The 25,022-nt window shown below is 64.1% G+C and carries 27 protein-coding genes and 1 tRNA gene; 18 read left to right on the top strand and 10 right to left on the bottom strand.

What is annotated here, in order from left to right; all coding sequences use genetic code 11:
• The first annotated feature begins 20 nt into the window (after positions 1–20).
• Genes AADZ90_RS11145 through AADZ90_RS11135 form a run of 3 tightly spaced genes read left to right on the top strand, consistent with a single transcriptional unit; the run spans position 21 to position 4,077 of the window.
• Positions 21–1,055 (top strand): cysteine synthase A, encoded by a 1,035-nt coding sequence (locus tag AADZ90_RS11145; protein ID WP_367310069.1) that lies wholly within the window; start codon positions 21–23, stop codon positions 1,053–1,055.
• Entirely contained in the window at positions 1,052–3,364 is a 2,313-nt protein-coding gene (locus AADZ90_RS11140; protein WP_367310068.1) for a DUF3772 domain-containing protein, read from the top strand. Before AADZ90_RS11145 ends, AADZ90_RS11140 begins: the two co-directional genes overlap by 4 nt.
• Complete coding sequence (locus AADZ90_RS11135) at positions 3,361–4,077, top strand: alanyl-tRNA editing protein (RefSeq protein WP_367310067.1); 717 nt, start codon at positions 3,361–3,363, stop codon at positions 4,075–4,077. Before AADZ90_RS11140 ends, AADZ90_RS11135 begins: the two co-directional genes overlap by 4 nt.
• Positions 4,078–4,080: 3 nt before the next feature.
• Here the strand turns inward: AADZ90_RS11135 and AADZ90_RS11130 are convergent, their stop codons facing one another.
• A complete protein-coding gene (locus tag AADZ90_RS11130; protein ID WP_367310066.1) occupies positions 4,081–5,034 on the bottom strand; it encodes an MBL fold metallo-hydrolase in 954 nt (317 codons plus the stop codon).
• A 145-nt stretch (positions 5,035–5,179) separates the two neighbouring features.
• On the opposite strand from AADZ90_RS11130, the gene AADZ90_RS11125 reads away from it, so the two are divergent.
• A tRNA-Ser gene (locus AADZ90_RS11125) sits at positions 5,180–5,269 on the top strand.
• 99 nt (positions 5,270–5,368) lie between these two features.
• Here AADZ90_RS11125 and bchJ read toward each other — a convergent pair.
• From bchJ to AADZ90_RS11100, 5 genes are all read right to left on the bottom strand, one after another.
• The gene (gene bchJ, locus AADZ90_RS11120; protein ID WP_367310065.1) at positions 5,369–5,986 is read right to left on the bottom strand and encodes a bacteriochlorophyll 4-vinyl reductase; all 618 of its coding nucleotides are present in this window, start codon (positions 5,984–5,986) and stop codon (positions 5,369–5,371) included.
• Positions 5,979–7,643, bottom strand: coding sequence for a magnesium-protoporphyrin IX monomethyl ester anaerobic oxidative cyclase (gene bchE / locus AADZ90_RS11115; RefSeq protein WP_367310064.1), 1,665 nt, complete (start codon positions 7,641–7,643; stop codon positions 5,979–5,981). Before bchE ends, bchJ begins: the two co-directional genes overlap by 8 nt.
• A gap of 142 nt (positions 7,644–7,785) precedes the next feature.
• A complete protein-coding gene (locus AADZ90_RS11110) occupies positions 7,786–8,829 on the bottom strand; it encodes a YeeE/YedE family protein (protein ID WP_367310063.1) in 1,044 nt (347 codons plus the stop codon).
• A gap of 72 nt (positions 8,830–8,901) precedes the next feature.
• Entirely contained in the window at positions 8,902–9,201 is a 300-nt protein-coding gene (locus tag AADZ90_RS11105) for an ArsR/SmtB family transcription factor (protein WP_367310225.1), read from the bottom strand.
• A 127-nt stretch (positions 9,202–9,328) separates the two neighbouring features.
• Positions 9,329–9,691: a hypothetical protein gene (locus AADZ90_RS11100; RefSeq protein ID WP_367310062.1), complete on the bottom strand. Its 363-nt coding sequence runs from the start codon at positions 9,689–9,691 to the stop codon at positions 9,329–9,331.
• Between the two features lie 88 nt (positions 9,692–9,779).
• Between AADZ90_RS11100 and AADZ90_RS11095 the strand changes: the two genes are divergently transcribed.
• From AADZ90_RS11095 to AADZ90_RS11035, 13 genes are all read left to right on the top strand, one after another.
• Positions 9,780–10,517, top strand: coding sequence for a cytochrome c biogenesis CcdA family protein (locus AADZ90_RS11095; RefSeq protein ID WP_367310224.1), 738 nt, complete (start codon positions 9,780–9,782; stop codon positions 10,515–10,517).
• Between the two features lie 17 nt (positions 10,518–10,534).
• A complete protein-coding gene (locus tag AADZ90_RS11090) occupies positions 10,535–11,116 on the top strand; it encodes a thioredoxin family protein (RefSeq protein ID WP_411997001.1) in 582 nt (193 codons plus the stop codon).
• Positions 11,117–11,222: 106 nt separating this feature from the next.
• Complete coding sequence (soxX, locus tag AADZ90_RS11085) at positions 11,223–11,699, top strand: sulfur oxidation c-type cytochrome SoxX (protein ID WP_367310061.1); 477 nt, start codon at positions 11,223–11,225, stop codon at positions 11,697–11,699.
• Positions 11,700–11,709: 10 nt separating this feature from the next.
• Positions 11,710–12,135, top strand: a complete 426-nt coding sequence (soxY, locus tag AADZ90_RS11080) for a thiosulfate oxidation carrier protein SoxY (RefSeq protein ID WP_367310060.1) — start codon at positions 11,710–11,712, stop codon at positions 12,133–12,135.
• 19 nt (positions 12,136–12,154) lie between these two features.
• On the top strand, positions 12,155–12,484 hold the full coding sequence (soxZ, locus tag AADZ90_RS11075) for a thiosulfate oxidation carrier complex protein SoxZ (RefSeq protein ID WP_367310059.1): 330 nt from the start codon (positions 12,155–12,157) through the stop codon (positions 12,482–12,484).
• A 50-nt stretch (positions 12,485–12,534) separates the two neighbouring features.
• Complete coding sequence (soxA, locus tag AADZ90_RS11070; protein WP_367310222.1) at positions 12,535–13,359, top strand: sulfur oxidation c-type cytochrome SoxA; 825 nt, start codon at positions 12,535–12,537, stop codon at positions 13,357–13,359.
• 87 nt (positions 13,360–13,446) lie between these two features.
• Positions 13,447–15,144 carry a thiosulfohydrolase SoxB gene (gene soxB, locus AADZ90_RS11065; protein WP_367310058.1) on the top strand — a complete coding sequence of 566 codons (1,698 nt, stop codon included), beginning with the start codon at positions 13,447–13,449 and terminating at the stop codon, positions 15,142–15,144.
• A gap of 11 nt (positions 15,145–15,155) precedes the next feature.
• Positions 15,156–16,436, top strand: coding sequence for a sulfite dehydrogenase (gene soxC, locus AADZ90_RS11060; RefSeq protein ID WP_367310057.1), 1,281 nt, complete (start codon positions 15,156–15,158; stop codon positions 16,434–16,436).
• Positions 16,420–17,592 carry a c-type cytochrome gene (locus tag AADZ90_RS11055; protein ID WP_367310056.1) on the top strand — a complete coding sequence of 391 codons (1,173 nt, stop codon included), beginning with the start codon at positions 16,420–16,422 and terminating at the stop codon, positions 17,590–17,592. Before soxC ends, AADZ90_RS11055 begins: the two co-directional genes overlap by 17 nt.
• Before the next feature lie 70 nt (positions 17,593–17,662).
• Positions 17,663–18,091, top strand: coding sequence for a DUF302 domain-containing protein (locus AADZ90_RS11050; RefSeq protein ID WP_367310055.1), 429 nt, complete (start codon positions 17,663–17,665; stop codon positions 18,089–18,091).
• Positions 18,092–18,116: 25 nt separating this feature from the next.
• Positions 18,117–18,287 (top strand): hypothetical protein, encoded by a 171-nt coding sequence (locus AADZ90_RS11045; protein ID WP_367310054.1) that lies wholly within the window; start codon positions 18,117–18,119, stop codon positions 18,285–18,287.
• Positions 18,284–18,943 carry a c-type cytochrome gene (locus AADZ90_RS11040; protein ID WP_367310053.1) on the top strand — a complete coding sequence of 220 codons (660 nt, stop codon included), beginning with the start codon at positions 18,284–18,286 and terminating at the stop codon, positions 18,941–18,943. The genes AADZ90_RS11045 and AADZ90_RS11040 overlap by 4 nt, the downstream gene beginning before the upstream one ends.
• A 24-nt stretch (positions 18,944–18,967) precedes the next feature.
• Positions 18,968–20,242 carry an FCSD flavin-binding domain-containing protein gene (locus tag AADZ90_RS11035; protein WP_367310052.1) on the top strand — a complete coding sequence of 425 codons (1,275 nt, stop codon included), beginning with the start codon at positions 18,968–18,970 and terminating at the stop codon, positions 20,240–20,242.
• 144 nt (positions 20,243–20,386) lie between these two features.
• Here the strand turns inward: AADZ90_RS11035 and AADZ90_RS11030 are convergent, their stop codons facing one another.
• The 4 genes from AADZ90_RS11030 to AADZ90_RS11015 all read right to left on the bottom strand — a co-directional run bounded on the left by AADZ90_RS11030 (position 20,387) and on the right by AADZ90_RS11015 (position 23,954).
• A complete protein-coding gene (locus AADZ90_RS11030) occupies positions 20,387–21,274 on the bottom strand; it encodes an MBL fold metallo-hydrolase (protein ID WP_367310051.1) in 888 nt (295 codons plus the stop codon).
• Positions 21,275–21,341: 67 nt separating this feature from the next.
• On the bottom strand, positions 21,342–23,087 hold the full coding sequence (locus tag AADZ90_RS11025) for a SulP family inorganic anion transporter (RefSeq protein WP_367310050.1): 1,746 nt from the start codon (positions 23,085–23,087) through the stop codon (positions 21,342–21,344).
• Between the two features lie 10 nt (positions 23,088–23,097).
• A complete protein-coding gene (locus tag AADZ90_RS11020; RefSeq protein ID WP_367310049.1) occupies positions 23,098–23,649 on the bottom strand; it encodes a rhodanese-like domain-containing protein in 552 nt (183 codons plus the stop codon).
• Positions 23,646–23,954: an ArsR/SmtB family transcription factor gene (locus AADZ90_RS11015; RefSeq protein WP_411997000.1), complete on the bottom strand. Its 309-nt coding sequence runs from the start codon at positions 23,952–23,954 to the stop codon at positions 23,646–23,648. Before AADZ90_RS11015 ends, AADZ90_RS11020 begins: the two co-directional genes overlap by 4 nt.
• A gap of 169 nt (positions 23,955–24,123) precedes the next feature.
• Here AADZ90_RS11015 and AADZ90_RS11010 point away from each other — a divergent pair, with 169 nt between their 5' ends.
• Positions 24,124–24,987: an MBL fold metallo-hydrolase gene (locus AADZ90_RS11010; protein WP_367310047.1), complete on the top strand. Its 864-nt coding sequence runs from the start codon at positions 24,124–24,126 to the stop codon at positions 24,985–24,987.
• Positions 24,988–25,022 lie beyond the last annotated feature (35 nt).

The following is a 25,022-nucleotide window of genomic DNA, read 5'->3' as shown; positions in this document are numbered from 1 at the left end:
CGCCTCCCGGGAGGTGTCCAATGCCAGTCCACAGCGATCTGCCCGACGCGGTCGGAAATACGCCGCTCATCCGCCTGCGGGGCCCCTCCGAGGCGACGGGGTGCGAGATCCTAGGCAAGGCGGAGTTCATGAACCCCGGCCAGTCAGTCAAGGACCGCGCCGCGCTCTTCATCATCCGTGACGCGGTCGAGCGCGGGTTGCTCGAACCGGGCGGCACTATCGTGGAAGGGACCGCTGGGAACACCGGCATCGGCCTCGCCCTTGTCGGTGCCTCAATGGGCTTCAAGACGGTCATCGTGATCCCCGAGACCCAGAGCCAGGAAAAGAAGGACATGATCCGCCTTGCCGGAGCCGAACTCGTCCAGGTCCCCGCGGCACCTTACAAGAACTCCAACAACTACGTCCGCTATTCCGGGCGCCTCGCCGAACGGCTGGCGCAAAGCGCCGAACACGGGGCGATCTGGGCAAATCAGTTCGACAACGTCGCCAATCGCCAGGCCCATATCGAAACGACCGGTCCCGAGATCTGGGCGGATACGAACGGCAAGGTCGATGGCTTCATCTGCGCTGTGGGTTCGGGTGGCACGATTGCAGGCGTGGCAGAGGCGCTGCAGGGCAAAGGCGTGAAGGTCGGACTCGCCGATCCCGAAGGCGCGGCACTCCACAGCTATTACACGACCGGCACGCTTGCCTCCGAAGGCTCCTCCATCACCGAGGGCATCGGCCAGGGCCGGATCACCGCCAATCTCGAAGGGTTCACGCCCGACATGAGCTACCGGATCCCGGATGCCGAGGCACTGCCGATCGTCTTCGACCTGCTCCAGGACGAAGGGCTTTGCCTTGGCGGTTCGTCGGGCATCAACATCGCGGGCGCGATCCGGATGGCGAAGGAACTTGGGCCGGGCCACACCATCGTGACCATTCTTTGTGACTACGGCACCCGCTACCAATCCAAGGTCTTCAATCCCGAATTCCTGCGTAGCAAGAACCTGCCCGTGCCCGAATGGCTCGACCGCGGCCCGGCCGCCCTGCCAGAGGTCTTCGAAGACGCATGAAACGCCTTCTCGGCCTCCTGATCCTCTGCTGGTCGCTTGCCGCGGGGATCGCCACAGCGCAGGAGCAACTGACCCCCGACCGCCTTGCCGAATGGGATCAGACGGCCAGCCGCGCCGAAACCGTCATTGCCAACGCGGAAGCCTCGACCGAGGCGCTGGAAGATCTGCGCGCCCAGCTCGCCACCGAGCGGGAGCGGTTCTTCGAGGCACAGAACGTCAACGACGCCCGTATCCAGACCGTCCGCGAACAACTCAGCGCCCTCGGCCCCGAACCTGCCGAAGGCGAGACCGAGCCCGACGAGGTCGCCCAGCGGCGTCAGGAGCTTCAGCAGCAACTCGTCCGCCTCCGTGCCCCGGTGATCGAGGCGGAGGAGGCCTATATCCGCGCCGACGGCCTGATCGGCGAGATTGACCGCATCGTCCGCGAACGCCAGGCAGATGCCCTATTCGAACTCGGGCCGTCGCCGCTCAATCCCACCCACTGGCCGGAGGCGGCCGAGGCGGTCGGCACCTTCCTGTCGGGCATCGCGGCCGAGGTCCGCGCCAGCTACGCCTCTCCTGCGACAAACCAGCGCTTCCGCGACAGCATCCCCATCGTCGTCTTCTACCTCGTTCTGGCCGGTTTGCTGCTCGTCCGCGGCCGCGCCTGGATGGAGCGGATCGCGGGCCTCGTCGTCACCCGCACGAGCCGTGGCCGCGGGGTCTGGCGCTTCATCATCTCGCTGGGGCAGATCATCCTGCCAATGATCGGGCTGATCGCAGTGGCCGCGGCGCTGGACGAAACCGGCCTCTTCGGCACCCGCGGCACGGCCATCGTCGATAGCCTTCCCGGCATCGGCTTCTTCCCGATCATGGCCTACTGGCTGGGCGGGGTCCTCTTCCCCCGGCGTGAGGTCGAGACCAATGACATCCCCGTCCTCAACCTAGATCCCGGTCTGGGTGCGGAGATCCGGCGCTATCTCAACATCCTTGGTATCTTCATCGCGGGCATCGCCTTCGTCGACGTGATGGGCCAGACCGCCCGCTTCAGCGATGCCGAAACCGCCGTCCTGCGTTTCCCGTTTCTCGCGCTCATCGCGCTGATCCTCTTCCGCATCGGCCAGATCGTCCTCCGCCTCGCACCTGGTGGCGGCGAAGGCGAGGACAACACTCTCAAACGTACGCTCGTGCGGGCCATCGGCCGCGGCGCAATGGTCGTCGCCGTCCTTGCGCCGATCCTCGCCGCGATCGGCTACAGCGCCGCTGCCGATGCGATCCTGCCGCCAACGGTTGTGTCTCTCGCGCTGATCGGCCTCCTGATCGTGCTGATCCGCTTCGTCCATGACCTCTATGCGTTGATCTCGGGGTCAGAGGCGGGCGCGCGCGATGCCCTAATCCCCGTCCTCATCGCCTTCCTCGTGGTCCTGCTCTCGCTGATCCCCTTCGCCCTGATATGGGGCGTCAGGTGGACCGACCTGACCGAGCTCTGGGCGCAGATCCAGGAGGGGTTCGCGGTCGGCGACGCCCGCATCCGGCCCACCGATTTCCTGTGGTTCGTCGTCGTCTTCGCCATCGGCTACACCCTGACCCGCCTGTTGCAAAGCGCCCTCAAGACGACGATCCTGCCGCGCACCAAGCTTGATATCGGCGGCACCAACGCGATCGTCGCAGGCACCGGCTATGTCGGTATCTTCGTCGCCGCCCTCGTCGCGATCAGCTCTGCAGGGATCGACCTGTCGAACCTCGCCATCGTCGCCGGTGCGCTCGGCGTGGGTATTGGTTTCGGTCTGCAGAACATCGTCTCGAACTTCATCTCGGGCATCATCCTGCTGATCGAGCGTCCGATCCGCGAAGGCGATTGGATCAAGGTCGGCGACCAGATGGGCTATGTCCGCAACATCTCGGTCCGCTCCACCCGGATCGAGACCTTCGACCGCACGGATGTGATCGTTCCTAATGCCGATCTCATCTCGGGCACGGTGACGAATTACACCCACGGCAACAATGTGGGCCGCGTCATTGTGCCTGTGGGCGTCGCCTACGGCACCGATACCCGCAAGGTCGAAGCGGTTCTGCGCGAGATTGCAGAGGCGCACCCGATGGTCCTCCTCAACCCGCCTCCCGCGGTGCTGATGCGCGGCTTCGGCGGCGACTCGCTCGATTTCGAGATCCGCGCGATCCTGCGCGACGTGAACTGGGTTCTGTCTGTCCAATCCGATCTCTGCCACGAAATCGCGAAACGCTTTGCTGAGGAAGGGATCGAGATCCCGTTCGCCCAGCGCGACATCTGGCTGCGCAATCCCGAAACGCTCAGGGCAGGGGACACATGACCGAAAAGCTCTTCATGACCGATCCGTACTTGCAGGAGGCGCCCGGGCGCGTCGCCCAGATCACCCGCGAGGGCGGGATCATCCTCGACCGGACGATCTTCTACGCCGAAGGCGGCGGCCAGCCCGGCGATGCCGGAACGCTCGCCTGGGCGGGCGGCGAAACCGCGATTGCAACGGCGCGAAAAGGGGAGGGCGGCACGGTCGTCCTGATGCCCGCCGACAGCGCAACGCTCCCGCCGGAAGGTGCCGATCTAACCCAGCGGCTCGACTGGGACAGGCGCCACCGCCACATGCGGATGCACACCGCGCTCCACCTCCTCTCCGTGATCGTCCCCCTGCCGGTCACCGGCGGCGCCATCGGTGCCGAGAAATCTCGCCTCGACTTCGCCATGGAGAACCCGCCCGAGGATAAGGCCGCACTCGAGGATCAGCTGAACGCACTCGCCGCCCGCGACCTGCCCGTCACCGAGGAATGGATCACCGATGCGGAGCTTGAGGCCAATCCCGGCCTCGTAAAGACCATGTCGGTCAAACCGCCCTCCGGCGCGGGCCGCGTCCGGCTCGTCCGCATCGGCCCGGAACCCGACAGCGTCGACCTGCAGCCCTGCGGCGGCACCCACGTGCGCACCACCGGAGAGATCGGCGAGCTCCGCATCGGCAAGGTCGAAAAGAAGGGAAGGCTGAACCGCCGGATCAACCTTCACCTTGTCTGAGCGTCAGCCGTAGGGAAATCCGGCAGCGATCCAGCGGACCCCATCCCCGGCCTGCTCCAGATGCCCCATGCCGGGGAAGTCCACATGCATCCCGGCCACCATCAGCCGGTCGGTGACCGCCATGTCAAAGACCCGCGCTCGAGTCTCCGCAGCCTGTGCCTGATCGGTGTCGAAGGCGATCGTCACCTCGGGCCGCGCAAACTGCACCGCGCCCACATGGATGACATCGCCCCAGATCAGCAGCTGCTTGCCGTCAGACTCTACCATCACCCCTATATGGCCCGGCGTATGCCCGGGCATCGGCACCGCCGTCAGTCCGCCGCCCAGATCCGCCTCACCCGAAACAACCGACAGCCGGTCGCTGTAGAGATCTACTGCCGCCTGGGCGAGCTCAAAGAACGGCCGAACCGCTTGCGGCGCACCCGAGGAAATCGCCTCGTCGGTCCAGAAATCCAGATCGGCCTGCGAGACGATCAGCTCCGCATTCGGAAACACCGCGCCACTCTCGTTGACCGCGCCGCCCACATGGTCGGGATGCAGATGCGTCGCGACGATTGCATCGACAGATCCCGGCTCGATCCCCGTCGCCGCCAGATTGGCGCCAAGCTGACCCAGCCCCGGCCCCATCGCCGTGCCCGTCCCCGCATCGACCAGAACCCGCCGGTCGCCGGTCTCGATGACGTAGGCGTTCACTCCGGTCGGATGCACCTCGCCGTCGATATAGGCCGCCGTCAGAGCCTCCTGAAACTCGGCCTCCTCGATGCCGTTCAGAACACTTGCATCGATCGGAAGAAAGCCGTCCGACACCGCCGTCACCGTAATACCCCCGACCGAAAACCGCCGGGCCACGGGCAACACGCCCGCCCCCTCGTGGGACGCGGCCTGCACCGCACCAACCGAAAGCCCGCCGGCAAGCGGGGTGGCCGCCGCAGCGGCAAGAAACTGTCTTCTCTGCATGGGTCTCTCTCCATAGGCTGAGAGGCGGGCAGGACGCCCGTCTTTTCCGCGGAAGGATCGCGCTGCCGCGACCGGCCCCCGATCCCCCTCCCTGTCACATAGAGCGGGTTGCCCCACCTTTCAAAAGCCTGCTAAACCCCGCGGCGGAGCGGTGGCCGAGTGGTCGAAGGCGCACGCCTGGAAAGTGTGTAGGCGGGAAACCGTCTCGAGGGTTCGAATCCCTTCCGCTCCGCCATCTTACCTTGAAGTAACCACGACCCTCCTCTGTGGCCTATGCCCCGAGCTTGAGAGGCCTTCAGGATTGGAAAGACAGATGGGATCGCAGTTGGTCGTATTATGGTGAATGCCCGCTGAGTGATCCTCCGATATGCAACTCGAAACGGCAGCGGTAACCGGGCTGTTGCGCGCCACACCGTGTTTCGGAGCAAATACTGTCCTGCGCGACCAACGATTGATAGAGCCGTGCAAAGACCCCGACATGCCAATCGCACAGGCAGGTGTCGCTCGCTTCGCCTTTGATCAGCGGATTGTCTTCGATCTCGAATGTCCAGGGATCGATGACGTGGAGCGTCCCGGACCCTACGAACGTCCAGGCATGTTGGGCGATCGCCCGTGACAACAGACGCGCCGCGGCCCAGCTTGGAAGCGCCTTGAGCAGCTTTTGGGCCCGCGATGGAATGCGTTGCTTCAGGATGTAGTTGGCTGTCTCAAACCCGGCGAGTGACACCAGTCTGGGGGCCATCTCGGGCTCTTCCAGACGCACTTGATGGTGAAGGCGGGCGGCAACCGTTTCCGGGATCATGCACGTGCCATCAGGGACCTCGACGATACCCGCCTTTGCGAGTATTTGCGTCCGCCAATCAGGCCCGCCAAGGCGATCGAGAACCGGCAGAAGCTGCAGAACCGCATTCGGCCCGATCAGACCGGATGTGGGCTGGGCATCCTCAGACATCCTCCATTTGTTGATCGCCGCCGCCGCAGGCCTTGATTTCAGCGCCGTTGGGCATCTTGAATGCCTGATTGCGTTCGACCGCCCGTTCCTTGCCTTGTGCGCGCAATGCCGCACGGCGTTCGGCGGCCTTGGCAGCCTTGTCGGCGGAAGCCTCCCAATCTGCCATTTGGGCTTCGGCGATCTGTCGGGTTTCGTCAAAATGGAAGTCGACCGACTTCTTAGTCTGCGGTCCCCAGTATCCCGCCTTGCCAAGGTCGTAGAAGGTGCGCTGGAACCCGGCCTTCAGAAACGCATAGAGGCAGCCCAACAGATACCGTCGGCGGAATCCGGTGCCACGCCACGGATAGTGAAACAGTGCCTTCTTCGAATAGAACCGGCGGTAATTGTTCATGACGCCATCCAGAAGCTCTCCCCGCTCCATTGCTGCGGGCTTCATGATGGGCGTCACGAAGTTGTACTTCGAGAAGTCGTAGATCTCGACCTGATCCTTCAACTCTTGAAAGAGCGTGGTGAAAGGCCAGGGCGTATACATCGACCAGTTGGCCAGATCCGGCTGCCAATCCCACGCCATCCGGTAGGTTTCTTCCAGCGTCTCGGGTGTCTCGTTGTCGAGACCCACGATGAACTGCGCTTCCACCAGGATGTCCGCCTCGCGCAGAAGCCGGATCGCCGTCTTGTTTTCTTCGACTTTCGTTTCCTTGTTGAACTGGTCGAGCTTCATCTGCGCAGCGGCTTCCGTCCCAAGGCTGACATGCACCAGACCGGCCTTCCGGTAGAACTTCAGCAGGTCCCTGTCGCGGTAGATGTCCGTCACACGGGTATTGATCCCCCATTTGACACGCTTGGGCAGGCCGCGGTCGATCAGCTCCTGACAGAAGGCCACGAACTTCTTCTTGTTAATCGTGGGTTCCTCATCCGCCAGGATAAAGAAGCCGACGCCATGTGTGTCGACAAGGTCCTCGATCTCATCAACCACATCCTTGGGGTCGCGCACGCGGTAATCGCGCCAGAACTTCCACTGACTGCAGAAGGAACAGGTGAACGGGCACCCGCGCGCCAGGTTGGGGATTGCCACACGTGTGCCGAGGGGGATGTATTTGTACTTCGACCACTCCAGCACCGACCAATCGGGCTTGATCTTGCTCAGGTCCTTTACGGTGGAGGCGGCCTGCGTGGCCACGATCGTGTCGCCGTCGGTGAAGGCGAGGCCGCTTATCTTGTGACGCTCCGCCGGGAAACGCCCGTCTTCGATGGCCAGCATCAGCTCAGTGCAGATTTCCTCGCCCTCGCCGCGCACTATGACATCCACCCAAGGGGCCTCGGTCAGCACTTGTTTGTACATGAAGGTCGCATGTACGCCCCCCATGACCCGGACCGCGTTCGGGACGATGTCGCGCGCGATCTTCAGAACATCTTCAGCCCTGTAGATCGACGGCGTGATTGCAGTGACCCCGACTACATCGGGTGCAAGCGCCTGCATCCTTTGCGCTAGGTCGGCATCCGTCAGGTTGTCGGCCATCGCATCGATAAAGTGGATGTCCTCAAAACCGGATTGACGCAGATGCCCGGTGAGATAGGCCACCCAGGCCGGAGGCCAGGTTCCCGCAATCTCAGCGCCGCCTGATCGGTAATTCGGGTGAACGAACAGAATACGCATGTTTGTCTCCCGTAAGGTGTAAGTCAAAAATGACATATCTAGTGTCAATTTTACTTGACGTAGATCAAGCTTCGGCCGCCGCGCTGGGCCAAGAAGCGTTCCGTGGTCAGAGGCATCGTCTGAAGGGCAGGTGCGCCGGTCATCAGCGGATGAACGCAAAGCCTTCTACAAGTTGCCGCAGACCGACGCTCGCCCCAAGGATAATGCTGACCACGGTCACGGGGGCAGAGATGGCGAGGACCGAGAATGCCGATAGGCCCTGACCTATACTGCAGCCAAGCGCGACAACTGCGCCGACGCCCATCAGGGCCGCTCCGGCCATCTGGCGGCGAAGTTCGCGCGGATCATCGCACGCCTCCCATCGGAAGTGGCCCTTGATCAGGCTTCCCATGAGGGCGCCGATCAGCACACCGGTGACAGATCCGACGCCGAACCCGGCCTCCCGGCCGGTCGACGACATCAGCCAGAGAAGCGTTTCACCCAAGGGTCGCGCAAAGCTGTGCGATTGCGGCGCGATCGCCTCGAAGCCGGTCTCGGCGACCCAAGCCGTTCCTGCCCAAGCTCCGGCAACAGCAACACCTGCAAGGGCACCCCACCCAAAGACGGTCCATCGTCCAGCACCATAGGCGGCGACGGCAAGACAGATGAAAGCAACGGTAAGGCCGATTGCGGTGGGAGAGATGCCGGTCGCCCCCCCAAGTCCGTGCGCGATCCCCTGGATCCGGTCGGTCTGCACCTCCGGAAAGAGCATGACACGCAAAGGGGCAAGCGGCCCTGCGATCGTCACATAGGTCGCGATTGCCATGACAAGGACGATGACCAGCGACCTCAGATCGCCGCCGCCCAGTCGCGCAAGCGCACCAAAGCCGCAATTGCCGGCCAGCGCCATGCCGTAGCCAAAAGTCAGTCCGCCAAGGATGGAGGCCGCAGGTGACCAGGCCGTTGTCAGATAGAAGACACTCGCAGGGTCGAGGCGTCCCGCGCTCATCAGCAGAAATGTCAGGGCGATGGCCGTGCCTAGGGCCGCGAGCCACATCCGTGCTCGCTTGCCGTCCCGTGCATAGACCACATCCTCGATCGCGCCGAGCGTGCAGAAACGGCCAAGCCGCGCTGCCAGTCCAAGGCAGATGCCGCTCGCCACACCAATCAGGACGACGGCCGGCCCTTCGCCAATCGCTTCAATCACGCTCTGGTCCTCCCTCCAAGGCGCGCCGAAGATGATGCGCCCGCGAGGTCAGGCGCGCAAGGTCCGGTAGCGTTACCCGCCGTCGTTTTCGCAGAAGAGCTCGTAGACAAGCTCCATGATCCGGCGGGGCCGGTCGTCGGCGAGGCTGTAGAAGATAGTCTTGCCGTCCCGGCGTGGGGTCACGAGGCCTTCAAGGCGCAGACGGGCGAGCTGTTGGCTGACCGCCGCCTGACGGGCCGATAGAAGCCGCTCCAGCTCCGTAACGCTCTTTTCGCCGGTCGCCAGATGGCAGAGGATCATCAGCCGACCCTCGTGACCGATTGCCTTGAGCATGGTCGCCGCAGCCGTCGCGTTTTCGACCATCCGGTCCATGTCGGCATCATCGAGCGTATTGTCGATCCTGGGCAGTGCAGACACCGGATACTCCTTCACATTCATATACGAGCCGGCAAAGCCACTTAGTGCGATCAGTCACTCCTCTCAACCGCACGGCCGTATTTCATGGATCATTCCCGTCAGACCGCTGCGCATCGGCCACCATACGCTCAACGAGCGGCCAGAAGAAATGCTCCCCCGAATAGCCTTCGAGACGATCCAGCTCGACGCCGTTCCGCACCAGGATGAAGGTCGGCGTGAAGGGGGGTTTGCCCTCAAGCGACAGGTCGCCTGGCAAGGCGTCGAAGGCGACGCGACGAAGTGGCGCCGCCTGGCCGACCTCCGTCTTCGGCCAGATCGGGGCGATCTCGGCATCCCAGCGGGCGCAATAGGCGCAGCCCTCCCGCTCGACCATGACGAGGGCCAGCTTGTCCTCGGCGGCGGCCGGCAGGGCGAGAAGAAAAAGAAGGGCAAGAAGGCGTGTCATGCTGCCTCCGGCTTCGGATGTATTTGCTTTTCATATCATATAATATGAATATGTCTGTAAACTTCTTGCGATGGGTGACTGGAACAAGATGCTCGACGTTTCATTTGTCAGTGCTGCGATCGGCGGGCTGATCGTGTTCTTCTCGCCCTGCGTGCTGCCTATCGTGCCGTTCTACTTGTCCTACATGGCGGGTGTCGGGATGGAGGAGATCCGCGCCGACGGCACCCTGGCAGCGGGCGTACGGCGACGGGCCGTCGCGGCCGCAACGATGTTTTCCGCCGGGATCATCACGGTCTTCGTGCTTCTGGGGGCGGCTGCGTTTTCCCTCAGTCAGGCGTTTCGATCGGTCCAGACAGAGTTCCGACTTGCCGCTGCGGCCATCGTCTTCCTGATTGCGCTGCATTTTCTCGGGCTGATCCGGATCCCCTTTCTGAACCGCAACTTTCAGGTCGAGGCGGGCGATACGCGCAAGATGTCGGTGACTGGCGCTTACCTCGTCGGGCTCGCCTTCGCCGCCGGCTGGACGCCCTGCGTCGGTGGCGTCCTGACCGGGGTGATCTTCACAGCCAGTCAGGAAGCGACCGCGGCGCGCGGGCTCGCCCTAATGCTGGTCTTCGGCGTGGCTATGACGCTGCCCTTCGTGGTCGCCGCGCTCTTCGTCGGGCCGTTCCTGCGCTTTGTTGCCCGGTTCAAGCGCTGGCTCCCCTGGGTCGAGAAGGGGATGGGAGTGCTCATGGTGGCCTTCGCGGTGCTCATCGCGACCGATTCGGTGAACGAGATCGCGGCCTGGATGCTCGAGACGTTCCCGATTTTTCTGAGGATCTAGGAGGAGGAGAGACCAAGATGTTGAGACGCATGTTTCTGGGATGGGTGGCTGCGGCCGCGCTTGCTGTGCCCGCCTTTGCCGTCGAGCTTGGCGATGACGGCCTGCACAAGACGCCGTGGATGCGCGATACGTTCAAGGACCTGCAGGAGGATCTCGAGGAGGCGAATGCCGAGGGCAAGCGGCTGCTGGTGATCTTCGAGCAGCGCGGCTGCATCTACTGCACAAAGATGCATGAGGATGTGTTCCCGCGGGCCGAAATCGCCGACTACATCACCGACAACTACTTCGTCGTGCAGCTCAATCTCCATGGGGATCTCGAGGTTACCGATCTCGACGGAGAGGTGCTGTCGGAAAAGGCAATGGCGCAGAAGTGGGGGGTCCTGTTTACGCCGACATTGCTCTTTCTGCCGCAGGAGGCGGCGGAGGTTCCGGCGTCCGAAGCTGCCGTTGCCATGATGCCCGGGGCCTTCGGGGCGGGCACGACGCTCGATCTGCTGACCTGGGTCAATGAAGAGCGTTACCTCGACACGACCGAAGAGGACTTTCAGCGCTACCATGCCCGCCGGATTCAGGAACGGGCGGATGGAACGTTCGACTGATCGACTTCGCCGCGATGCAGAAACATTCATATAGTCGAATATGTCTTGATTGATCATGCTGAGGTGTCCTACGGTATGTGAGAACGTCAGGCTCGAGGGAGGAGAGATGACGGTACTGCGATTTGCCGCTATTGCGGCGCTCTTGTTGACCCCGGCCGCCTGGGCGGAAACACTGCCCGCCGCGGTTGACTACGATGACTACGGATCGGTCGCTGCTTCTCTGACGGGTGCGCCGGGCGATTCGGAAAATGGCCGGCTTCTGATGGCGACGCGTGCCAAGGGCAACTGCATCGCCTGCCATGCCATCACCGACCTGGAGGAGTTCCCCTTCCATGGCGAGGTCGGGCCGACGCTCGACGGAGTGGCCGACCGTTGGACGGAAGCCGATCTGCGTGGGATCGTCGCGAACGCGAAGAGGGTGTTCCCGGAAACGGTGATGCCGGCCTTCTACAAGTCGAGCGGATACATCCGCCCGGGCGATGCCTTCACCGGCGAAGCAGGCGCCGAGCCGCTGCCACCATTGCTGACGGCGCAGGAGGTCGAGGACGTGGTCGCCTACCTGGTGACCCTCAAGGAGGAATGAGGATTTCGATATGGAACTGAACCGCAGGCAAGCCCTGACACTGGCTCTCGCGGCGACCGCTCTGGCCGCATTACCGCGGGATCTCTTCGCGGCAAGCGCATCGCTTGACGATGCGATCGCAGCTTTCACCGGCGGCGCTGAGATCGGCGAAGGTGGCGTGACGCTAACCGCACCCGAGATCGCCGAGAACGGCAACACCGTTCCTGTCGAGGTTGTGGCTCCTGGCGCAGAGGCGATCATCATCCTTGCCGCTGGCAACCCCAATCCGGACGTCGCAACCTTCCACTTCGGTCCGCTCGCGGCATCTCAGTTCGCGTCGACCCGCATTCGGCTGGCCGAGACGCAGGACGTCATCGCCATCGCGAAGATGACGGATGGCACGTTCCAGCAGGCGTCGCAGGAAGTGAAAGTCACCATCGGCGGCTGTGGCGGCTGATAGGGGAGGAAATACCAACATGGCAGAGAACGTCAAACCCCGCGTCCGTGTGCCGGGTACCGCTTCGGCGGGCGAAGCGGTGACCATCAAGACGCTGATCTCGCATCCGATGGAATCGGGCCAGCGGAAAGACAAGGACGGGAACGTCATTCCCCGGTCGATCATCAATCGCTTCGTGGTCGACTTCAACGACCAGAATGTGATGGACGTCACGATCGAGCCCGCAGTCAGCACCAACCCCTTCTTCGAATTTGAAGCGGTGGTGCCGGAATCGGGGACATTCACGTTCACTTGGTACGACGATGACGGCTCGGTTTACACCGAAAGCAAGGACATCGAGGTGTCCTGAGCGTCGCCGGTCGAGGGAGGAAGAGTATGAGAAAGGCGACGACGACCCTTATGGGGGCTGCGCTGACGGTCGGGGCAGTTCTGCCTCTGGCGGCAGATGAGGATGCCCAGCTGGTGGTCAATGGAGAGATTGAGATGGTGACGCGGGCCGAAGCGCCGCCCCATGTCGATGGCATCCGAGAGGTAATTTCGGGCTGGGTGTTCCGATCGGACGAAACGCAAGCGCTCCAGATGGACGACTTCGATAATCCCGGAATGATCTTCGTCGATCAGGCCCGCGATATGTTCGGCACCGTCATCGGATCCGAGGACAAGTCCTGCGCCTCGTGCCACGAAAACCCCGAAGCGCTACGCGGCGTGCGGGCGGTCTACCCGAAATGGGATCAGGCGGCGGGCGAGGTCCAGACACTCGAGATGCAGGTCAACGAATGCCTGACCCAACAAATGGGGGCCGATCCGCTTGGATACACGAGCGGCGACATGACGAACATGGTCGCGCTGATCTCGTCGGTCAGCCGCGGCATGCCGGTCGACGTCGCCGTCGACGGGCCGGCCCAGTCGACCTGGGAGATGGGCGAGGAACTCTACTATACCCGCACCGGCCAGCTGGAACTCAGCTGCGCGTCCTGCCACGAGCAGAATTACGGGAACATGATCCGCGCCGACCATCTGAGCCAGGGCCACATCAACGGCTTCCCGACCTACCGGCTGAAGAACGCCAAGCTGAACGCGGTGCATGCCCGGTTCAAGGGCTGCGTACGCGACACGCGGGCCGAAACATTTGCCCCGGGCAGTCCCGAATTCGTGGCGCTCGAGCTGTACCTTGCCTCGCGCGGGAACGGCCTGTCGGTCGAAGGTCCGAGCGTCCGAAACTGAACTACTGAGGCCCGCCACGGTACTGCCACGGCGGGCCTTCGTCTCTCTAGAGATATTCAAGAAACGCAATGTGAAGCGGAAGATCGCATGATACCTCGCCGTCATTTCCTGCAGGCCGCCATGGCTGCATCCGCCTTGGTCGGTGCCTCCGGGTTTGGGAACTGGTCGCGGCTGGCGGCCCAGCAGCGGCTCAGCCAGGAGGATCTGATCGGCAGCGGCGGGCCCGGCAACGTGACGCTCATCCACCTGACGGATATCCACGCGCAGACAGTGCCGGTCTGGTTCCGCGAACCCGATACCAACCTTGGCGTCGGCGACGTCACCGGCAAGCCGCCGCACCTGACCGGGGCCGATTTCCGTCAGCTTTACGGGATCGAGGCGGGCTCGGCGCTCGACTATGCGCTGACCTATAACGATTTCGCCGCGCTCGCAGGCAGCTACGGCCGGATGGGCGGGCTCGACCGGATCGCGACGGTGGTCAAAGCGATCCGGGCCGAGGCGCCCGATGCCCTGCTCCTAGACGGGGGCGATACCTGGCAGGGGTCCTTGCCGTGCTTGCGCACCGACGGGCAGGATATGGTCAACCTGATGGCCGCTCTCGGGCCTGACGCCATGACCTCCCACTGGGAATTCACGCTGGGCATCGACCGGGTGCGCGAGATCGTGGAACAGCATCTGGCCTTCCCCTTCCTCGGCGCCAACATCTTCGACGCGGAATGGGACGAGCCGGCCTTCGACGCCTATACCATGTTCGATCGGGGCGGCGCCCGCTTCGCCGTCATCGGGCAGGCCTTCCCTTACATGCCGATCGCCAATCCTGGCTGGATGTTCCCCGAACTCAGCTTCGGCATCCGGGAGGAGCGCATGGCCGAGGTCGTAGCCACAGTGCGCGAGGTGGAGGGCGCCGACGCCGTCGTCCTGCTCTCCCACAACGGGTTCGACGTCGACCGTAAGCTCGCCGCGCGGGTCGAGGGTATCGATGTCATCCTGACAGGCCACACCCACGACGCGCTGCCCGAACCGGTGGTTGTCGGAAAAACCCACCTGATCGCCAGCGGCTCGCATGGAAAGTTCGTCAGCCGCGTCGACCTCGACGTTCGCGAGGGCGGTGTGCAGGCCCTGACCCATCGCCTGATCCCGATCTTCTCCGACGTGATCGCGCCGGACTCCGACATGGCCGCTTTGGTCGAAGCCGAACGCGCGCCGTTCGCCGACGAGATGGCCGAGGTTCTGGGCAGCGCGGGCTCGCTCCTTTACCGCCGTGGCAATTTCAACGGCACCTGGGACGATGTGATCTGCAATGCGCTGATCTCGGAACGTGATGCCGAGATCGCCCTCTCCCCCGGTTTCCGTTGGGGGGCAAGCGTCCTGCCGGGGCAAGACATCACGCGCGAGGATATCTTCAACGTCACCGCCATGACCTATCCCGAAGCCTACCGGACCGAGATGACGGGGGAGTTCCTGCACACCGTTCTGGAAGATGTCGCCGACAACCTGTTCAACCCCGACCCCTATTACCAGCAAGGCGGGGACATGGTGCGGGTGGGCGGCCTCGGCTACCGCATCGATATCGGCAAACCCCAGGGCAGCCGGATCACCGATATGACGCTTCTGTCGACCGGGGAGGCGATCGATCCGGCACGCAGCTACGTGGTCGCAGGATGGGCCAGCGTCAACGAAGACACCGAAGGCCCCCCGATCTGGGAGGTGGTCGAGGCGCATATCCGCGCCGAAGGCGTCGTCGAGATTTCCCCCAACGAAAGCGTCGCCGTCGCGGGCGGCTGAGGAGAAGCGGGATGAGGAAGGATCCGATCAGAGTGAAGGGTACGAAGCCAAATCGACGCTCATTTCTCAAGGGGATGGCCGTCGCCGCAGCCGGTGGCGCCGCCGCCGGGCGGGTGGGCGCCACGGGGCCGGACCCCGCGATTGTCGAGAAACAGCCCTGGATGCAGTACCTCGGCGAGGGCGTCGATGCCCATCCCTACGGCACGCCCTCGCCCCATGAGGCCCATGTTGTCCGGCGCAACGTCGAGTGGCTGACCGCCGATCCGGTTTCCTCTGTTAACTTCACACCGATCCACGAGCTTGACGGGATCATCACGCCCAACGGACTCTGCTTCGAGCGGCACCATGCCGGCATCGCCGAAGTCGATCCCAGCCAGCACCGGCTGATGATCAACGGCCTTGTCGACACGCCGCTGGTCTTCACGATGGAGGATCTGGCCCGCTTCCCGCGCGAGAACCACGTCTACTTCCTCGAATGTGCCGCAAATTCCGGGATGGAATGGCGCGGCGCGCAGCTCAACGGCTGCCAGTTCACCCATGGGATGATCCACAACGTCATGTATACCGGTGTGCCCCTGCGGCTGATCCTGGAAGAGGCGGGCGTCAAAAGCTCGGCCGCCTGGGTCCTGCCGGAAGGGGCCGATGCCTCTGCCATGACGCGTTCGATCCCGCTTGAGAAGGCGATGGACGACTGCCTCGTGGCGTTCAAGATGAATGGCGAGGCGCTGCGGCCCGAACAGGGCTATCCGGTGCGGCTTGTCGTGCCCGGCTGGGAAGGCAACATGTGGGTCAAGTGGCTGCGCCGGATCGAGGTTGGCGATCAGCCCTGGCACCACCGCGAGGAGACGTCGAAATACACCGACCTCCTTCCCGATGGTCGCGCGCGGCGCTTCACGTGGGAGATGGATGCCAAGTCGGTCATCACCTCGCCCAGCCCGCAGGCGCCAATCCCGCACGGGCCGGGGCACACGGTTGTTACCGGGCTTGCCTGGTCGGGCCGCGGTACGATCCCGCGGGTCGATGTCAGCCTCGATGGCGGGGTCAACTGGCACCAGGCGCGCATGTCCGGGCCGTCGCTGACCAAGTCGCTCCACCGGTTCTACCACGAGTTCGACTGGGATGGCCGGCCCCTCCTGCTGCAGTCGCGGGCGCACGATTCCACAGGCTACGTCCAGCCAACGAAGGACATGCTGCGCGAGCTGCGCGGCGAAAACTCGATCTACCACAATAACGGCATCCAGACCTGGGCAGTCAGCGAACAGGGGATCGCGGAAAATGTCGAAGTATCTTAAGATTTTTGCACCGGCCGGGTTCGGGGCCGCGAGCGTCCTGGCACTGGCCTATGTGATCGCCGATCAGGTCGTGGTCGACATGCCCGCCCCGGTGCGCGAGGCGATCGCGGTGGCGCCCGCCACCGCACAGGAGGCGCCCGCCGAGCCAGAGATCGTTCAGGTCGCCGAAAGCCGCATCACCGCGGCGGAGGGCGGCTACGGCCTGGGCCGCGCTGCCCTGCCGGAAGAAGTGGCGGCCTGGGACATCGACATTCGGCCCGATGGTTCTGGCCTTCCCGAAGGCTCCGGCGACGTCTGGACCGGGGAGGAGGTCTTTGTCGCCAAATGCGCCTCCTGCCACGGCGACTTCGGCGAGGCTGTCGGGCGCTGGCCCGTGCTTGCTGGGGGGCAGGGGTCGCTTGAAAGCGAGCGGCCGGTCAAGACGATCGGGTCCTACTGGCCCTACCTCTCGACCGTGTTCGACTATGTTCATCGCGCCATGCCCTTCGGCGAGGCGCAGTCGCTGACCCCGGACGAGGTCTATGCGATCACCGCCTACCTGCTCTATCTTAACGACGTCGTCGACGACGACTTCGAACTGAGCCATGAAAACTTCGCTGAGGTCGAACTCCCAAATCAGGAGAACTTCTTCCTCGATGACCGGGCCGAGACCGAGCTGGCGCGGTTCAGTGCCGCGCCTTGCATGGACAGCTGCAAGGACAGTGCCGAGATCACCATGCGGGCAGCTGTCCTCGACGTGACGCCAGACGCCGGCGTGGTGACCGAGGATGCCGCGATGGAAGAGCCGGTGGCCGAAGCGCCCGCCATCGACGAGGCTGCCGCGGAAGGTCCCGATCCAGAGCTGATCGCGGAAGGGGAGGGTGTGTTCCGCAAATGCTCGGCCTGCCATCAGGTCGGCGACGGGGCGCGCAACCGGTCAGGTCCGACCCTCAACCGTGTGTTGGGCCATCCGGCCGGCGCCGTCGACGGGTTCCGCTACTCTCCGGCCCTGATCGAGGCCGCCGAAGGCGGGCTGGTCTGGACCGAGGACGAACTCGCCGCCTTCCTCGCCGCGCCGAAGGAATATCTGCCGAAGACGAAGATGACCTTCCGCGGACTTGCCTCGGACGACGAGATCGATGCCGTCATCGCATACCTGCGTTCCGTCGGCGAATAGTGGGAGCCGCGACCGGCCCTTGCAAAATCTGCCGGGCAAGGCGCCCGGACCATAGGGGGGAGGAGCCACCATGCTGCGCAATCTGACCTTTGCCGCGCTGCTTGCCGCCGGACCGGCGCTGGCAGATGAAATCGTCACCTATCCGTTCGACGGCACCGCAGAAGATGCGGCCTTCGTCATCGAATCGGCGATCCAAGGGCAGGGTCTCGTCATCGACTACGTCAGCTATATCGGCCAGATGATGGACCGGACCGGCGCCGATCTCGACCTCGGGCCGTCCCCGGTCGGCGACAGCGCCCGCGCATTCCTGTTCTGCTCCGCCACGATAAGCCGCGAGGTGATGGAAGCCGACCCGATGAATATCGGCCACTGCCCCTACGCGGTCTTCGTGGCCGAGATCGGCGATGACGTCGTTGTCGGCCACAAAGTCTACGCGGCCGAAAGCATGGCCCCGGTGAACGATCTTCTGACGCGCATCGCCGAAGCCGTCGCCGAGTAAAAGAGGGAAGGGGAGGACCAGAAGAATGACACGCGGACTGAAAGCGCTCTGCGCAATGCCGGTCTCTCTCGTGGCCAGCCCCGCCCTTGCCGAAGAAACCGAACGCTACGGCCAGCAGCAGGTGGCCTATCTCATCAACGGCACGGGCGGCGAGATCGCGGCGGTCATCGCCTATCTCAAAACCGTCGCGCCATGAGGCTTAGCCCCGCAATCCTGGCGGCTTTGGCAACCGCCGCCGCATCCGGGGCACTCGCGGCCGAGGGGGATGCAAAGCGGGGCGAAGCGCTGTTCGAGCGATGTGCCGCCTGCCACCAGATTGGCGCGGGGGCAGCGGACCGGTCGGGCCCAGCGCTGAACGGGATCGTGGGCAAGGCGGCAGCGGCCACCGATGGATTTCGATATTCCACGGCTTTGCGCCGCCTGGCGGAGGAGGGGCTTGTCTGGAATAGCGAGACACTCGACGCTTTTCTGGCCGATCCCCGCGGCTATGTGCGCGGCACGCGGATGTCGTTTCGCGGCATCACGGAGGCACAGGACCGTGCGGATCTGATCGCTTTTCTGATGGCGGCCGACACCCGCGACGCGGCCAGCGGCTTCGACGTGGCGCCCGAGACTCTCGCGATCAGGGGCGACGCCGCCTATGGTGAATATCTCGCCGGCGAATGCACCGCCTGCCACTCGTCGGGGGGCGACATTCCCCGCATCTCGGGCATGGACCGCGACACCATCGTGGTGGAGCTGCACGCCTATCGTGCGGGGGCCCGCGAACATCAGGTCATGCAGCTGGTAACGGCCCGGCTTGGCGACGAGGAGATCGCCGCGCTGGCCGCGTATTTCGGCGCGCTGGAGTGAGCGCCGCGTAGAGGGAGGACGGACATGAAACTCAACAGACGGCTCTTCATGGGGACGGCAGCGGCAACGGCCATGCTTGCCGCGCCCACGGTCTGGGCCCAAGGCAGCGGAAGACCGCGCGTCGTGGTTGTCGGCGGCGGCGCGGGCGGCGCCACCGTCGCGCGCTATCTGGCCAAGGACAGCGAGGGTGCCATCGATGTCACGCTGATCGAACCCACGCGCAAGTACTACACCTGCTTCTTTTCGAACCTCGCCTTGGGCGGGTTCTGGGATATGGAAGATCTGGCCCATTCCTACGGCGCGCTCGCCTCGGAATTCGGCGTCAACGTCGTGCATGACTGGGCCGTCGGCGTTGACCGCGCCACCAGGACGGTGACGACAGCGATGGGACATACCTTCCCCTACGACCGGCTCGTCCTGTCACCCGGCATCGACTTCATCGACGGTGCGGTCCCCGGCTGGGATGTGACGGCGCAGAACAAGATGCCCCACGCCTACAAGGCCGGATCGCAGACGGAGCTCTTGAAGGCGCAGATCCAGAACATGCCCGAGGGGGGGACCTTCGCTATGGTCGCGCCGCCCAATCCCTACCGCTGCCCGCCGGGCCCCTACGAGCGTGTGTCGATGATCGCCTACATGCTGCGCGAGGCGAACCCGACGGCCAAGATCCTGATCGCCGATCCGAAACAGACTTTCTCTAAGCAGGGCTTGTTCGAACAAGGCTGGAACCTTGCCTATCCCGGCATGATCGAGCGGATCGGCCCCGATTTCGGCGGTGAGAATGTCGAGGTCAACCCCGATGGCATGACGATCTCGATCGACGGGGAGGAACAGAAGGTCGATGTCTGCAATGTCATTCCGGCCATGCAGGCGGGCAAGATCGCCCATGACGCCGGTGTGACCGATGGTGGCTGGGCGCCGGTCAATGCCGAAGACCTGTCGTCGCGCATGGATGCGAACGTGCACATCCTGGGTGATGCAGCGGGTCAGGGTGATATGCCGAAATCAGGGTTTTCCGCCAACAGTCAGGCCAAGGTCGCGGCCAATGCCATCCGTGGCGCGTTGACCGACGCCCGGGTCTTCCCGGCCCGGTTCTCGAACACCTGCTGGTCGCTCATCGACCGGGAGAACGGGGTAAAAGTTGGCGCTACCTATGAGGCGACGCCCGAGAAAATCGCCAAGGTGGACGGCTTCATCAGCCAGACGGATGAGAGCCCGGACATGCGGGCCGAAACCTACAGGGAATCCTTGGGCTGGTACGCCTCGATCACCGCCGACATGTTCGGCGTTCAGGCCTGATCGCGGCCGGTCGAACTCTCTAATCGGGACCCCTGCGCCTCTTGGGAGGGGCGGCGATCCTTTCGCCGATTGCCCGATGGGATAGAGTGGCTGAGCATCATGCAGAGCCAGCAGGCCCCTCAGCCTCTGGCCGCACAGTCGCCTTTACTCGGGCAGAAAGCGATAACCGTCACCGTCCTGCGTGACCCGGCCGATCCCGCCCGCCGGCCAGTGAAAGCCGATGGCGCGTGTAGTCGGCTGCGCCAGACGGGCGAGGAATTCAGGGCGGGTCGCCGCAGCACGGGCCGGATCCTGATCGTTTGCGGTCTCCACGCCGGGGCGCACCATCGCGATATGCGCGTTCGCAATGGCATCACCGACGATCACCGTCTCGCCCCCACCAACAGCGAAAGACGTGTGCCCGGGCGTGTGGCCTGGCGTTGGCAGGGCCGTGATACCGGGAAGAACCTCAGCATCGTCCTCGAAAACCCGCAACTGATCGGCCACGTCCGACAGGCGCCGCGCGGCCCCGACGGCAAAGCTTTGCCGTGCCTCTCCGATCGTCTCGACGGTGCCCGGATCGCTCCAATAGGCGTGCTCAGTGGCGCTGATATGGATCACCGCCTCGGGAAACGCCGGATCGCCAAAATCATCCAGAACACCCCACAGGTGGTCGGGATGGGCATGGGTCAGGACGATATCGGTGACCTCGTCCGGTGCGATCCCGGCCGCCTCGAGCGCCCCGGGCAGATCACCCGTGCTCGGCAGGAATTCCGGCCCGGCGCCTGCATCGAACAGAACCGTCCGGCCTGCTTCGCGCAGAAGGGTGACGTTGCAGGGCGGCGTCAGAGGATCCACCGGGAAACCGCTCTCGGCAATCGCCGCGGCAACCTCTTCCTCCGACAGAGGCCCATAGAGGAAAGCAGGCGGAAGCGTCAGGAAACCGTCCGACAGAACCGTCAGCTCCGGGCCACCGGCCCATCCGCGACCGGCAAGACCAAGGGTCGTCAGCAGCAAGCCGCCCTTGAGGATATCGCGCCGTCTGAGTTCCATCATCCCCTCCCTGTTCTAAGGGAAAATAATATCAATACATCGATATGTTTGAAACCATTGGCATCTCTCAGGCCGCCCGGATCGAAAGCTGGCCCGCAAGATCGGTCATCGCCTCGTGGGTGCTCAGATAGACCCGTCCGGCGCCTAGCGTCTCTTCGAAGGCGACGCGGTTCAGGCGGTCCATGACCGGCCCTTTCACCTCGGCCAGATGCAGGGTCACGCCCGCATCCCGCAGCCGCTCTGCCAACGTTTCGAGCGTCTCGAGAGCGCTCGCATCGATGAAGTTCACGGCGCTCATGATCAGGACCAGATGCTTGATCCGCGGGTGATCCGCGACCCGGGCGAGGAGGGCGTCTTCCAGATAGGCCGTGTTTGCGAAATAGAGGCTCTCGTCGACCCGGACGATCAGGATCTCGGGATGGGTCCGCACCTCGTGGCGCAGGACGTTCCGGAAATGCTCGGTCTCGCCGACGCGGCCCACGACCGCCATATGCGGCCGGCTGGTCCGCCAGAGGTAAAGCGCGATCGACAGACCCGCTCCCGCCACGATCCCGATTTCGATACCCAGCGCCAGAACGGCCCCGAAGGTCGCGATCAGCGAGGCCGCATCGGCCTTGTTGTAGACCCAGGCCTCGCGCAGGGTATCGATATCGATCAGGTTGGCGACAGCCACAATGATGATCGCGGCCAGCGTCGCCTGCGGCAGGAAGTAGAGCAGCGGCGTGAAGAAGACGACCGTCAGCGCGATCAGCCCGGCCGTGATGATCGAGGCGAGCGGGGTGACGGCGCCAGCCGTGAAGTTGACGAGCGACCGGCTGAACCCGCCGGTCACCGGATAGCCGCCGGTCAACGAGGCGCCGATATTCGCCGCGCCCAGCGCGATCAGCTCCTGATCGGCATCGATCTTCTGCCGGCGCTTACTGGCCAGCGACTTGGCGACCGAGACGCTTTCCAGGAACCCCACAAGCGCGATCAGAACGGCCGACGGCAGCAATGCCTGCACAAGGTCCATATCGAGACCGGGCAGGGTCAGGGGTGGCAGGCCCGCGGGAATGTCGGCGACGATCCGAACGCCCGCACTCTCGTTAAGGCCAAGCAACCAGACCGCGAGCGTCGTTGCCAGAACGGCCACGAGGGGGCCGGATTTCGCAAGGGCACCCGCCACGGCCTCGCCAAGGCCGATCGCCTTCAGCCAGGCGGCCAGCCGTCCCTTGAAGATCAGAAGAATGGCGAATGAGGTGATCGCGAGGGCAAAGGTCGCGATATTGACCTGACCGATATGGCTGACGGCGTGGGCGATCGTTTCGGTGATCAGGTGGCTGCGCGGAATGTCGATGCCCAGGAGGTGCTTCAGCTGGGAAAAGCCGATGACCAGCGCCGCCGCGCTGGAGAACCCGGAGATCACCGGATGGCTCAGGAAATTGACGAGGAAACCCAGCCGTGCAAGGCCCATCGCCAACAGGATCGCGCCGCTCAGAAAGGCCAGCAGGACGGCCCCCGCCAGATAACCCGACGTGCCGGTCTCCGCGACCTCGCCCAGCGTCGTGGCCACCATCAGCGAGACGATGGCCACCGGCCCGACGGCCAGCGCCCGGCTGCTGCCGAGCAGGCCGTAGAAGACGAGCGGCACGATACTGGCGTAAAGGCCCACTTCCGGCGGTAGCCCCGCCAGCAACGCATAGGCCATGCCCTGCGGCACCAGCATGATGGCGACGATCAGGCCGGCGATCCCGTCGCCCGCCGCCATCTGCCGGTCATAGCCGGGAAGCCAATCGAGGATCGGCAGAAACCGTGCCAGCCGCGCCGCGGACATCCCGTCCTCCTCAGGCCGCGCTCGGCAGGCTCTGCTGGCTCTTGATCACCCGGTTCCAGGGCATGTGCTTGAGCATCGAGGCCATGGCGCAATTGCCGGTCACCCCGGCCTGGGCCAGCCCCGCGCCGACAAAGGCGCTGAGCGCCATGAACCAGGGGTTCACCAAAACGGCCAGGATGACGCCCAGCAGAACAAGGCTGCCCGCTGTGATCTGAACCTGGCGCATGATGCTGATCGGCGCTTTGGCGTTCTCGTTCACCGGCAACCCGGCGCTCCGCCAGCCCTGAATCCCGCCCTCCAGCTGATAGATCTCGCGAAAGCTGGTGCGCAGGATCTGCGGGGCCGCGGCTTCCGTCCGGCCGCCGCTGCGGCAATGGAAAACGGCGATCTTGTCGTGATCCTTCGGAAAGTCCTCTGGGTTGAAGCCCGACAGCGGCACCAGATGGGCCTCGGGCACGTGTTCCTTGATGTATTCGTCCGGCTCGCGCACGTCGATCAGGATGGCCTTGCCGTCTTCCATCCAGGCATGGGCGGTCTTGGCGTCGATCTTTCTCAGGGTCATGGTCGCGTCTCCTCGGTGGATGCGGCGCTGCCGCAATAGGTGTCGTAGAGAAAGCCCAGCAAACGGCCGACATCCTCGCGCACGACGCAGTAGAACATCGTCTGCCCCTCGCGGCGGGCCTTGACGATCCGCTCGCGGCGCAGAACCGCCAGATGCTGCGACACGGCCGCATCCCGCGCGCCGATCGCCTCCGCCAGCTGGCCGACGGATTTCTCCCCCTCGGTCAGCAGGCACAGGATCATCAGGCGGCTCCGGTTCGACAGCAGCGTCATGATCTCGCAAACCTCGTCTGCCGTATTGTTCATAGACTTCATATTCATACTTGCGCAAATAAGAATATGTTCCTATCTCGTCAAGAGCACAGGCGGCCCGATGCCTCCCTAGCACCCCGATCAAGGCCGGGCCTTGCGGGGCATCAATGCGGAAGGCGGACAGGCTGCTATGACCGAGCCAACCGAAGCGAGGACAAAAGACATGACCCCTGACGTGAAAGCCTTCTTCGACGAAGCGACCTTTACCGTCTCCTACGTTGTGAAGGATCCCGGCAGCAGAAGCTGCGCCATCATCGATTCCGTGCTGGACTTCGACCCCAAGTCGGGGCGGACCAACACCGACTCGGCCGACGAAATCATCACCCATGTCAAAGACAACGACCTCAAGGTCGAATGGCTGCTCGAAACCCACGCCCATGCCGACCACCTGAGTGCGGCGCCCTACATCAAGGATCAGCTCGGCGGCACTACCGCCATCGGGGCGCATATCAAGGACGTGCAGGACGTCTTCGCCAAGCTCTTCAACGTCGAAAAGGGCTTCCAGACCGATGGCAGCCAATTCGAACGCCTCTTCAAGGACGGCGAAAAGTTCAAGATCGGCGGCATGACGGTCGAGGCGATGCACACCCCCGGCCACACCCCGGCCTGCATGACCTACGTGGTGGGCGACGCCGCCTTTGTCGGCGACACGCTCTTCATGCCCGATTACGGCACCGCGCGGGCCGACTTCCCCGGCGGCGACGCACGGGTGATGTACCGCTCGATCCAGAAGATCCTGGCGCTGCCCGACAAGACCACGCTCTACATGTGCCACGACTACAAGGCGCCCGGCCGCGACGAATATCGGTGGGAAACCACCGTGGCCGAGGAAAAGGCGGGCAACGTCCATGTCGGCGCGGGCAAGACCGAGGATGAGTTCGTCGCCATGCGCGAGGCGCGCGACAAGACGCTCGACATGCCGACGCTCATCCTGCCCTCGGTGCAGGTGAATATCCGCGCGGGCGAGATGCCGCCGGCCGAAGACAACGGCGTGTCGTACCTGAAAATCCCGATCAACCAGCTCTGACAGGGCAGGGCGGGCTGCTTTCCGGCGGCCCGCCT

The sequence above is a fragment of the Aestuariibius violaceus genome, from assembly GCF_040779325.2.
Classification (GTDB): Bacteria; Pseudomonadota; Alphaproteobacteria; order Rhodobacterales; family Rhodobacteraceae; genus Aestuariibius; species Aestuariibius violaceus.
Note: the sequence above shows the minus strand (reverse complement) of the source record. Positions and strands in the feature narration are given on the sequence as shown.